General features: G+C 72.5%; 11 protein-coding genes and 1 pseudogene. 8 read left to right on the forward strand and 4 right to left on the reverse strand.

Translation table 11 applies throughout. The features are described 5' to 3' along the window. Window positions 1-42: 42 nt before the first annotated feature. Entirely contained in the window at window positions 43-963 is a 921-nt protein-coding gene (locus tag EYA84_RS18145; RefSeq protein WP_131054249.1) for a ParA family protein, read from the reverse strand. A gap of 111 nt (window positions 964-1,074) precedes the next feature. On the opposite strand from EYA84_RS18145, the gene EYA84_RS18150 reads away from it, so the two are divergent. From EYA84_RS18150 to EYA84_RS33920, 8 genes are all read left to right on the forward strand, one after another. Further along, window positions 1,075-1,587 (forward strand): helix-turn-helix transcriptional regulator, encoded by a 513-nt coding sequence (locus EYA84_RS18150; protein WP_236145829.1) that lies wholly within the window; start codon window positions 1,075-1,077, stop codon window positions 1,585-1,587. Between the two features lie 80 nt (window positions 1,588-1,667). Beyond that, the gene (locus EYA84_RS18155) at window positions 1,668-3,140 is read left to right on the forward strand and encodes a serine hydrolase (protein ID WP_131054250.1); all 1,473 of its coding nucleotides are present in this window, start codon (window positions 1,668-1,670) and stop codon (window positions 3,138-3,140) included. 107 nt (window positions 3,141-3,247) lie between these two features. Then, the gene (locus EYA84_RS18160) at window positions 3,248-4,876 is read left to right on the forward strand and encodes an AAA family ATPase (RefSeq protein WP_131054251.1); all 1,629 of its coding nucleotides are present in this window, start codon (window positions 3,248-3,250) and stop codon (window positions 4,874-4,876) included. 28 nt (window positions 4,877-4,904) lie between these two features. Beyond that, entirely contained in the window at window positions 4,905-5,360 is a 456-nt protein-coding gene (locus tag EYA84_RS18165) for a hypothetical protein (protein WP_131054252.1), read from the forward strand. Next, the gene (locus EYA84_RS18170) at window positions 5,357-5,572 is read left to right on the forward strand and encodes a DUF2997 domain-containing protein (protein WP_131054253.1); all 216 of its coding nucleotides are present in this window, start codon (window positions 5,357-5,359) and stop codon (window positions 5,570-5,572) included. The genes EYA84_RS18165 and EYA84_RS18170 overlap by 4 nt, the downstream gene beginning before the upstream one ends. Further along, the gene (locus EYA84_RS18175; protein ID WP_161594997.1) at window positions 5,556-6,470 is read left to right on the forward strand and encodes a helix-hairpin-helix domain-containing protein; all 915 of its coding nucleotides are present in this window, start codon (window positions 5,556-5,558) and stop codon (window positions 6,468-6,470) included. The genes EYA84_RS18170 and EYA84_RS18175 overlap by 17 nt, the downstream gene beginning before the upstream one ends. Further along, window positions 6,463-7,149 (forward strand): 4Fe-4S single cluster domain-containing protein, encoded by a 687-nt coding sequence (locus EYA84_RS18180; protein ID WP_131054255.1) that lies wholly within the window; start codon window positions 6,463-6,465, stop codon window positions 7,147-7,149. Before EYA84_RS18175 ends, EYA84_RS18180 begins: the two co-directional genes overlap by 8 nt. A gap of 123 nt (window positions 7,150-7,272) precedes the next feature. Next, window positions 7,273-8,904, forward strand: coding sequence for a M28 family metallopeptidase (locus EYA84_RS33920; protein WP_275540804.1), 1,632 nt, complete (start codon window positions 7,273-7,275; stop codon window positions 8,902-8,904). Window positions 8,905-8,948: 44 nt separating this feature from the next. Here the strand turns inward: EYA84_RS33920 and EYA84_RS18190 are convergent, their stop codons facing one another. The 3 genes and pseudogenes from EYA84_RS18190 to EYA84_RS18200 all read right to left on the reverse strand — a co-directional run. Beyond that, complete coding sequence (locus EYA84_RS18190; protein WP_131054256.1) at window positions 8,949-9,650, reverse strand: hypothetical protein; 702 nt, start codon at window positions 9,648-9,650, stop codon at window positions 8,949-8,951. Next, entirely contained in the window at window positions 9,647-10,438 is a 792-nt protein-coding gene (locus EYA84_RS18195; RefSeq protein ID WP_131054257.1) for an ABC transporter permease, read from the reverse strand. The genes EYA84_RS18190 and EYA84_RS18195 overlap by 4 nt, the downstream gene beginning before the upstream one ends. After that, window positions 10,435-10,593 (reverse strand): annotated as a pseudogene (locus EYA84_RS18200) (ABC transporter ATP-binding protein); the annotation flags it as partial. The pseudogene EYA84_RS18200 and the gene EYA84_RS18195, both read right to left, overlap by 4 nt.

A 10,593-nucleotide genomic window follows, 5' to 3' on the forward strand; every position in this document is an offset into this window, starting at 1 on the left:
GGTCGGCGGCCTCCGTCGCCGGGTCGGCGGCCTCCGTCGCCCTCACGCCGGTTGCAGGTGGTCGAGGAACTCGGTGGCGAGCTGGCGCAGCTCCGCGCGGACGGCGGGCACGGTGACCCGGTCGCGCAGCACCACCGGCACTCCGCGCGGGGTGTTCGTGGCGTAGAGGGTGACGTTCTCCCGCAGCGCCGTCGGGAAGACCGGCAGCCCCAGGTTGCGGACCTGGTCCATGTAGCCCTGGTGGGTGGCGATCGGCCGCTGCGCGAGCAACTGGATCATCGTGAAGACCACGCCGGCCACGCCGGGGGCGACCTTCTGGTGTCGGCGTACGGTGGCGAACCGTCGGGCGTCGGCGTTGTACTGCTCGACCAGCTCCCGCACGTTGCCGTGCAGGTAGTCGATGCCGAGGGTGGACAGGTAGTCGGCCTTGGCCGGGATCACCAGATGGTCGCTGGCGATGATGGCGGACTGGGTGACCACGTTGAAGTTCGGCGGACAGTCGATCAACACCATGTCGTACGGCTCCAGCCCGTCGGCGAGCAGCCCCTCGGCGAGCGAGCCGCGGACCCGGAACAGCTCGGCGTCGTACTCCTCGCCACCGGCGACGCTGCGGGCCAGTGCCAGGTCGATGTCGACGAGTTGCAGATGCGAGGCGATCAGGTCGAGTCGGCCCGCTCCGGAGAGCCGGGTGTTCGCCGGACCGGGGGAGACCACCAGGTCACCGAGAGTGATGGTGGTGTCGCCCTCGCGCAGGCCGTCGTACCACCGCTTGATGGTCCGGGAGTCGCGTAACCGCTCCCGCCAGTCGTCCGGGTCGTAGAAGCCGAAGGTCAGGCTGGCCTGCGGGTCGAGGTCGATGAGCAGCACCTTCATGCCTCGGTTGGCCAGTTCGGCCCCGAGGTTGGCGGTCACGGTGGTCTTGCCGACCCCACCCTTGTAGTTGATAACGGACACCACGTACATCGACGTACCTCCCCAGACCTGGGAACGGTAGTCGGCCACCCTGGGTGAATTCGATCATCCGCGCGACTTTTCCGTGTAGCACGTAACTACGTATGTTCGTATTATTGAGTCATGGTGGATGTGGAGGAGCGGCTGGCGGCGCTGGAAGCGCAGGTCGCGGCACTTGTCGAGCGGCTCGGTGTGACGACCGGGCCGGTCACCCCGGAGGCCCCGGCGGAGGGCGTCTTCTGGGCCCTCGACGGGCTCAAGCAGCGCCTGCCCGCCGAGAGCGCGGGCGCCGTGCTCTACACCGGCACCGTCCGGGTCGCCGGGAGGTCCTACGACTGGCAGTACGGCCGAGAGGTGGACGACCTGCTGGCCGGCGACTGGGCCGAGCTGCCCGGCATCCTCTCCGCCCTGGGCCACCCGGTGCGGCTGCGCCTGCTGCGGGAGATCCTCACCGGCCGGCAGGGCACCGCCGAGCTGGCCGACATCGAGGAGCTCGGCACCACCGGCCAGCTGCACCACCACCTGCGCCAGCTCACCGCGGCGGGCTGGTTGCACAGCACCGGACGCGGCCGGTACGCCGTCCCCGCCGAACGGGTGGTGCCGCTGCTGGCCATCCTCACCGCCGCCCGCCGTTGACCACCCCGACCGACACCGACCGTTGACCACCCCGACCGGTGGGTAGATCACCGGCCACCCCGCACGGAAGGACCACCCCCATGCGTAAGCCGACCGCCGTCGCGCTGGTCGTCGGGATCGTCGCGGGCCTCGCCGGCCTCGCCGCCCATCCCCGGGAACCCCGGCTGACCGCCTCGACCACCGGTGACGCCGACGTCGCCGCCTCGGCCCGCGCCGCCGTGGCCGACCCGGACGGATATCGCGGCCTCGCCGTCGCGCTGATCGACGACGGCCGGGTCCGCACCGCCGGCCTCGGCGACCGTGACCGGCACGGCGCGCCGGTCGAATCCGGCACCCCGTTCGAGATCGGCTCGGTGACGAAGGTGCTCACCGGCATGCTGCTGGCCCGGCAGGCCGAGACCGGGGCGGTGCGGCCCGAGGACACCCTCGGCACCGTCTGGCCGGCGGTCGAGGGCCCGGTCCGCGAGGTCACCCTCACCGAGCTGGCCAGCCACCGGTCCGGCCTGCCCCGGATCGACCTCGGGTCGGTGGGCGCCTGGGTCCGGGTGCTCCGGGCCAACGTCGCCGCCGGCAACCCGTACGCCGGCCTGGACGTCGACCGGGTGCGGGACACCGCCGACGCGTACGCGCCCGGCGACGACCGGGGTCGGGTCGGCTATTCGAACCTCGGTTCGGCGGTGCTCGGGCAGGCCCTCGCCGCCGACGCCGGACTCGCCTTCCCCGAGCTGCTGGACCGGGACCTGCTGACTCCGCTCGGCATGACCGCGACCGTCCACGCCACCGATTCCGGTGCCCTGCCGGACGAGCGCGCGCAGGGCGCCCGTGGCAACGGACGCGTCGCGGACCCGTGGACCGGCAGCGGGTACGCCCCCGCCGGCATCGGCTACTGGTCCACCGTCGAGGACCTGGCCCGACTGGTCACCGCCACCACCGCCGGCACCGCACCCGGCGCCGACGCCCGTGACCCGCGCTTCGACGACGACGACCGCACCCGCATCGGGTACGGCTGGTTCACCACCCGCTACGACGACCAGGAGATCACCTGGCACGACGGCGGCACCGGCGGCTTCCGCTCGTACGTCGGCTTCGACCGGGCCACCGGGCGCGGGGTGGTGGTGCTCGGCAACACCGACAAGGCAGTGGAGCCGATCGGGCTGCGGCTGCTCGGCGTACCGCCGGACCAGGCCGGCGAGCCCACACCGGCACTGCCGGTCTGGGCCGGTGCGGGCATCGCCCTGGTGTTCACCGTCATCGGCGGGCTGTCGCTGCTCGGCGTCGCGTACCGCCCGACGCTGGACCGGTTGACCGTGCTCTCCGCCGGGGCCTGGGCGGTGGCCTACCCCGCGCTGGGGCGTCAGCTCGGCGACTGGTCGGCGGTGCCCGGCTGGCTCTGGGCGGTCGGTCCGGCGCTGAGTGCCGCCGGGCTGGCGCTGGTCGCGCACCGCTGGCGTGATCTGCCGACGAACCGGGCCGCCGTGCCGTGGCGGCGGGTCGTGGTGACGGTCGCCTCGCTGGTCGGGGCGGTGGTGGCAGTGGTCGTCGTGCTCGGCTGAGCATGGCCGGCGGTCGATGCGCAGCTCGGCGGCGTTCGGTCGCGCCGCTTCGAGCTTGATCAAAGCTGTTAAAGTCCGCCCAGTCCAGGCCGGCTGGGGAGGCGAGGATGGCACTGTCGTTCCGGGATGCGTTGTCGCAGATGCTCAAGGCGCGGTTCCCGATCCTGTACATCGAGTCCGCCGAGGAACAGCGCGCGGTCGCCGAGGTCGCGGCTGTGGCCCACGACGCCGTGCTGGTGCGTACCCCGCGTGCGGTGTGGACCTGGTCGCTGACCACCGGTCTGGTGCAGCCGGACGGCGTCTGGCGGACCGGCACCACCGAGCCGGCCGACGCCCTGGACGCCGTACTGCGGATCGACCAGCCGAGTGTGGTGATTTTCAAGGATCTGCACACCTCGCACGGCGACGGCGAGCGGCCCGGTAACGCCGGGGTGGTCCGCCGGCTGCGGGACGTGGCGGCGGCGTTCAAGTCCGGCGCGATGCCGCGCACCCTGATCCTGGTCTCGCCGGTGCTGCGCATCCCGGTCGAGTTGGAGAAGGACGTCACGATCGTCGACTTCCCGCTGCCCAGCGAGACGGAGATCCGGCAGGTGCTGGAGGCGATCATCCACGCCAACTCCGCCGACGGCCGGATCCAGATAGCCCTCGACGAGTTGGGGCGCGAGCGGTTCGCCAAGGCCGCCCTCGGGCTGACCCTGCACGAGGCGGAGAACGCCTTCGCCCGGGCGATGGTCAACGACGGCGTGCTGGACGGACGCGACCTCGACGTGGTGCACGAGGAGAAGCGACAGACCGTCCGCAAGTCCGGGCTGCTGGAGTTCGTCGAGGCGGACGTAAACCTCGCCGACGTCGGCGGTCTGGAGAACCTCAAGCGGTGGCTGGCCAAGCGGGACGGCTCCTGGCTGGCCGAAGCGGCGGCGTACGGCCTGCCCGCACCCCGGGGGGTCCTGATCACCGGCGTGCCCGGGTGCGGTAAGTCGTTGACCGCGAAGGCGATCGCGGCGGCCTGGGAGCTGCCGTTGCTGCGGCTCGACGTGGGCCGGGTCTTCGCCGGGCTGGTGGGCAGCAGCGAGCAGAACATGCGCACCGCCATCCGCACCGCCGAGGCGACCGCACCCTGCGTGCTCTGGGTGGACGAGATCGAGAAGGGCTTCGCCGGGGGTGGCGGCGACTCCGGCACCTCCACCCGGGTCTTCGGGTCCTTCCTCACCTGGATGCAGGAGAAGAACCGACCCGTCTTCGTCATCGCCACCGCCAACGACATCGAGAAACTGCCGCCGGAGCTGCTCCGCAAGGGACGCTTCGACGAGATCTTCTTCGTCGACCTGCCGACCCGGGCCGAACGGGCCGCCATCTGGCGGGTCCACCTCGCCCGACGGCTGCGTAACCCGGCCGTGGCCGGTGGGCTCGCGCTCGACGAGACGCTGCTCGCCGAGCTTGCCGATCTCAGCGAGGGCTACTCCGGCGCCGAGATCGAGCAGGCGGTCATCGCCGGGCTCTTCGACGCGTTCGGCGAACGCCGTCCGCTGCGCCGCGACGACCTGGCCCAGGCGGTGGTCGGCATGGTTCCGCTCAGCGTCACCCAGGCCGAACGGATCGACGCCATCCGCGCCTGGGCCGACGCCCGCGCGGTGGCGGCCACCGCCGCCGAGGACTGGGACAGCGGCGCGTCCGTCGACCGGAGTGCCCGGCACGCCACGCCGACCCAACGTGGTGGACGGGCGGTCGAGTTCTGATGACCGAGTTGACCGGAAGGAGCCCGCGGTGAGTATCTCGCTCGTGCTGCTACCCCTCGCCGTCGCCGCGGTGGCCGCCGCCCACGGCGTCACCTCCCGTTCCGAACAGGAGGGCCGGATCGTCTGCGAGGTGCAGACCCGGATGCGGGACGAGAACCTGCTCGCCGCCGCGTTGCACGACACCGCCGCCGTGGTCGCCGTCGCGCCGGATTCGATCACCGCGGACTGGGCCGGTGTCCGGGCGAGCTTCCAGCGCGACGAGGCCGGCATCTGGTCGGCGCACTTCACCGGCGACATCGACGAGCCGAGGGCCGTGGAGGTGGTCCGCGCGGTCGACGTCGCGTACGGCCGGCAGGTCCAGCGGGCGGTGTTGGACCGGCTGCGGCAGCAGGCACCGGCCGCCGGGCTGCGGCTGGAGTCAGAGCAGGTCACCGACGACGACGCGGTCCGCCTGGTCTTCGCCGTGCAGGGAGCCCGCTCGTGACCGCCGAGCAGCCACGACTCGTGGTCACCGTGAGCAGCGAGGGCGTGGTCAGCGCCGAGACCCGGGGCATCCTGGGCGACCGGTGCCTGGACTACGTCGCGGTGCTGGAGGACCTGTTGGCCGCCCGGACGGTCAGCAGCGCCTACACCGCCGACCATGCCCGAACCCGGGACGTCGTACGACAGGAGGACCGAGATGTCGACCGCGCCTGACCCGGCCTGGACGCAGCAGGGCGTACCGGCGGCGCGAGCGGCGAACCCGGCCGCGAGTTGGAAGTGGCGCGTGCTGCACAGTTGGTGGCTGCTGCTGCCGATCGTCGGCATGAGCTGCCTCGGCGGCTTCGGGTTCCTCTTTGTCGGGCTGAAGGCGCGGCGGGCGGCGTGGTGGGTCTCCGGCATTGCCTACCTGGTGCTCGGCTGGACCGCCTTCATCCTGGTCGGCGAACTGGGCGAGACGGTCACCGACTGGGCCGTCGGGGGCGTCCTGGCGATCTGGATGACCAGCATCGTGCACGCGCTTGTGATCAACCCGTCCTGGCTGCGCTGGCGGGCGGGCTACCGCCCCTGGTACGCCGAGCCCGGTGGCCCGTACCCGCCCGTCGCGCTGGCCCCACCGCCCGGTGCGCCCGGCACGTCGTACCCGCCCCAGACCGGCTGGACCCCACCGCCCCGCCAGGCGTTTCCGCCCACCACGGCGTACCCGCCGGTCACCGGCGCCCAGCCGCCGGCCTACCCGCCGGCCCCGCTGTCGTCGGACTTCCCGCCGCCCCTGCCGGACTATCCGTCGGCGTTGTCCGAGTACCCGCCGCCGTTGCCGAGCCAGCAGTCGGGGGCGACGACCGTCGACCACGGTGGCGCGCCTGGCTCGCTCGACGTCAACTCCGCCCGGTGGGAGGAGTTCGCGGTGCTGCCCGGCTTCGACCCGGGCCGGGCGCGGCAGGTCGTCGACGCGCGGGACCGCCGGGGCGGGTTCGGCGGGCTCGCCGAGTTCACCGCCGCCGCGAATCTGGCCCCGCACGAGTACGCCCGGCTGCGTGACCGCCTCACCTGCACGCCGCCGGGCGGCCACCGGCCGGGATACCCGCCGTCCGGTCGCGTCCTGGATGTCTGAGGGCGGTCCGGCCCCGCGACGCGCGGCGAGGACCGTCGCGCTGGCCCGCTTCCTGGCCGCCACCCGGGCCGAAGGTCCGGGGCTGCGCACCGCCGTCTGGGTCCAGGGCTGCGCGGTGCGCTGCGTCGGCTGCTTCAACCCGCACCTGTGGAGCTTCCGGGGCGGCGACGAGGTAGACCCGGCCGACCTGGTGCGGCGCGTGCTCGACGCACCGACCGAGGGGCTGACCCTGCTCGGCGGGGAGCCCTTCGACCAGGCGGCCGCGCTCGCCGAGGTGGCCGCCGGGGTACGCGACGCGGGTCGCTCGGTGATGACCTTCAGCGGCTACACGTACGCGCGACTGCGCGCGGCGGCCGATGCCGGTCGGGACGACGTCGCCGCCCTGCTGGCCGCGACCGACCTGCTGGTCGCCGGGCCCTTCGAGGCCGACCGGATCGACCGGCGGCGACCCTGGGTGGGCTCCACCAACCAGGAGTTCGTGCTGCTCAGCAACACTTTTCCGAATCTGCTCGACGAGGCGTCGGGCAGCCCGGACCGGGTGGAGATCACTGTGGACACCAGCGGGCGGATCGCGGTGAACGGGTGGGCCGAGGCGGACGCCCTCGACGAGCTGCTGGCCTCGGTGAGCCGTCCGCAGCCGACGCGACACGGCGTGATCGGCTGGCCCGAACGGACCTGACGGCGGCCTGAGGTGGCCGAACAGTCCCGTTGCCGTGGTCATCGATGTGTATCAGGATGGCCGCAGCATCCGGCACACGGGGGTCGGGAGTCGGATATCCGAAGAGGAAGGACGTGGCACATCGTGGTGCCTTTCTCCGGCAGGAGGGTGATCGCCGCCATCGCGGCGGGCACCCTGGTGGGCACGGTGGCGCTGGTAGGACCGGCGACGGCGAGCCCGAACAACAACACGGTCAAGAAGCTCACCAAGGCGGTGACGGTCAAGGGCGTCATCACGCACCTCGACCGGTTCCAGGCCATCGCCGACGCCAACGACGGCACCCGTGCCTCCGGTACGCCGGGCTACGACGCGAGCGCCGACTACGTGGCGAAGCTGCTCAAGAAGGCCGGCTACCAGGTCACCCGCCAGCAGTTCGACTTCGCTTTCTATGAGGAGTTCGGCTCCTCGTTCGCCCAGGTGGCGCCGAACGCGACCGACTACGCCGAGGGCGTCGACTACGAGCTGATGGACTACTCCGGCGACGGGGTGGGCCAGGGCCAGGTCGTCGCGGTAGACCTCAGCCTGACGCCGCCGCGCGCCTCCACGTCCGGCTGCGAGGCCAGCGACTTCGCCACCGTCGACGTGGTCGGCAAGATCGCTCTGATGCAGCGCGGCACCTGCGGGTTCGGCGACAAGGTGGCCAACGCCGAGGCCGCCGGCGCGGTCGGCGCGATCGTGATGAACCAGGGCAACGGTACGCCGGAGGCCAACCCGGACCGCTACGACCTGTTCGCCGGCACCCTCGGTGCACCGGTCGGCATCCCGGCCGTCAGCGTCTCGTACGACGCCGGGGCGCAGTTCGCGGCGACGGCGGGTCTGGTCCTGCGGATCGAGGCCGACACCACCTCGGAGGTCCGCAGCACCGAGAACGTCTTCGCGCAGACCCGGCACGGCCGCACCGACAACGTCGTCATGGCCGGCGCGCACCTCGACTCGGACCCGGCCGGGCCGGGCTACAACGACAACGGCACCGGCAGCGCCGCGCTGCTGGAGGTGGCCCTCCAGATGGCGAAGGTCAAGCCGGCCAACGCGGTCCGGTTCGCCTGGTGGGGCGCGGAGGAGGCGGGCCTGGTCGGCTCGCAGTACTACGTGGACAGCCTGACCGAGCAGCAGGTCGGCGACATCGCCCTCTACCTCAACTTCGACATGATCGGGTCGCCGAACTACGTGTTCGGGGTCTACGACGGTGACGACTCGGCGCAGCAGGGTGCCGGACCGGGGCCGGAGGGGTCGGCACAGATCGAGCAGGTGTTCGAGAGGTTCTTCGCCTCCCGCAAGCTGCCGACCGTGCCGTCGGACTTCACCGGTCGCTCGGACTACGGCGCGTTCATCGCCGTCGACATCCCGGCCGGTGGCCTGTTCACCGGCGCGGAGGGCATCAAGACGGCCGAGGAGGCCGCCCTCTTCGGCGGGCTGGCGGGGGAGGCGTACGACCCCTGCTACCACCAGGCGTGCGACAGCCTGACGCCGGTCGCCGACGGTGCCGACCCGGCGTTGTACCGCGCCCTGAACAAGAAGTACAAGCTCCGGGGCAACGTCAACGTGCACGCGCTGGACGTCAACTCCGACGCGATCGCCGCCTCGGTGATCACGTTCGCGTACGACACCTCGGCCGTGAACGGTGTGCCGGGCAAGACGCCCGGCAAGGGGAAAGGCAAGGGCAAGGGGCACGGCCCCAAGCACGGACACCACCACCATGGGCACTCCTGGCGGTGACGCCGACCGGGCCGGGCTCCTCCGTGGGGCCCGGCCCGCACCGCTCACTGCCCGGGCATGGCCGAGCGGGTCAGCCGCCAGTGCTGCCGTCCGCCCTCGTCCCGGACGACCACGCCGTAGCGGGCCAGTTCGGTCCGCAGCTCGCCGGCCTCTTTGCCCCGGTCGTCGTCCATCGCCTTCTGCCGGGCTTTCAGCAGCGCGTCCGCGCCCGGCGGCAGGCCGGGCAACTCGGGCACCCAGAGCCGGTACGCGGCCCGGTGCGGGTCATCGTCCGCCCAGGGCCAGCCGTGCTCCCGGAACGCCCCGGCCAGGTCGGCGCCCGAAAGGTCGGAGCGCTGCCGGAGGAGTTCCTCGTCGTCCGCGCCGAGCAGCACCAGCTCCTTGCCGTCGCGGTAAGCCACCTGGACGTCCCGCCGTGCGAACTCCCGCTCCTTGCCGCCGCGCCGTACGCGTACCCGGTCCACCGCCACCTCGACGACGACCTGATCGGCGGCCCCGAGAGCACCGAACACCAGCCCGGCCAGGACGCCGACCGCCACCCCGGCCGCCAGAGCCTGCTGGTCGGGCATGCGGTCGACCATGCGGAACAGCCCCTGCGCGGGGGCCCAGGACAGGCCGGCCACCCAGCCCGCCCCGGCCGCCAGCACCGCCCCCACGGCACCGCCCGCCAGCGGGAACCCGACCCAGAGCACCAGCGTCTCCAGCCGACCCCCGCTGACCACGGTCGGCCTGCCGTACGCCGTCACGCCACCTCCCGACGCGTCGTCCGCACCAACCCGACGACCATGGGTAGGACCAGCCACACCAGCAGGGAGACCGCGAGCCGTGCCCACTGCCCGGCGGTCACCTCCGGGGTGAACAGCGGCCCCATGGTGCGCCCGGTGTCCAACCACTCGGCGCTGCGGTTCAGCGGCCGGATCAGCCCGCCGAGGATCATCCAGACGTTCGGCAGCACCAGGTAGGAGACGATGGCCAGCGGCGTGTGCAGGAACAACAGGCCGAAGGCGGCGCCCATCAGCACACAGGACACCTGGAACACGACGGCGTGCAGGACCAACGCACCCTCGATTCGCCAGGTCCCGGCGCCGCCGGTGGCGTCGGCGATCAGGTTCGCCACGGCCGCCACGGCGAGACTGACCACCACCGACGCCAGGGCGGCCAGCACCACCGCGACGAGTTTGGCGATGATCACCCGGCCTCGGCGGGGTACCAGGGCGAAGGTGGTCAACGCGGTCCGCTGCGACCACTCGCTGGTGATCGAGAGGATGCCCAGCACCGGCAGCAGCAACCCGATCGGCAGCAGCGACGGGATGAAGAAGTCGACGAAGGTCTGCTCGGCGTCCTCCGCGTACACCAGTTGGATGGTGGCGATCAGGGCGGCGATCAGCGCGATGGTGATCAACAGCCAGCGTCCGGCCCGGGTGTCGACGAGCTTGCGCAGCTCCACCCGGGTCAGCCGGGTCAGTGACGGTGCCCGCTCGGCCGCCCGGCTGGCCGGCCGGGTGTCCTCGGGGGCGACGGTGGTGGTGGTCATCGGACGGGCTCCCTGGTCGGCTCGGTGGCGCTGGTCCCGGCGGTCTGTGATCCGCCGGTCGCGGTGAGGGTGAGGAAGAGCTGCTCCAGGCCGCCGCTCCCGGCCGGGCGCAGCTCGGTCAGGGCGACGCCGGCTGGCAGCGCGGCCTCGCCGAC

Source organism: Verrucosispora sp. SN26_14.1, assembly GCF_004307965.1.
In the GTDB taxonomy this organism is placed as follows: domain Bacteria; phylum Actinomycetota; class Actinomycetes; order Mycobacteriales; family Micromonosporaceae; genus Micromonospora.

What these genes read in the sequence shown, in the direction of transcription:
- EYA84_RS18180 (WP_131054255.1), top strand. Translation starts at nt 6,463, where the DNA reads ATGTCTGAGGGCGGTCCGGCCCCGCGACGCGCGGCGAGGACCGTCGCG.
- EYA84_RS18175 (WP_161594997.1), top strand. Translation starts at nt 5,556, where the DNA reads ATGTCGACCGCGCCTGACCCGGCCTGGACGCAGCAGGGCGTACCGGCG.
- EYA84_RS18195 (WP_131054257.1), bottom strand. Translation starts at nt 10,438, where the DNA reads ATGACCACCACCACCGTCGCCCCCGAGGACACCCGGCCGGCCAGCCGG.
- EYA84_RS18150 (WP_236145829.1), top strand. Translation starts at nt 1,075, where the DNA reads ATGGTGGATGTGGAGGAGCGGCTGGCGGCGCTGGAAGCGCAGGTCGCG.
- EYA84_RS18155 (WP_131054250.1), top strand. Translation starts at nt 1,668, where the DNA reads ATGCGTAAGCCGACCGCCGTCGCGCTGGTCGTCGGGATCGTCGCGGGC.
- EYA84_RS18160 (WP_131054251.1), top strand. Translation starts at nt 3,248, where the DNA reads ATGGCACTGTCGTTCCGGGATGCGTTGTCGCAGATGCTCAAGGCGCGG.
- EYA84_RS18145 (WP_131054249.1), bottom strand. Translation starts at nt 963, where the DNA reads ATGTACGTGGTGTCCGTTATCAACTACAAGGGTGGGGTCGGCAAGACC.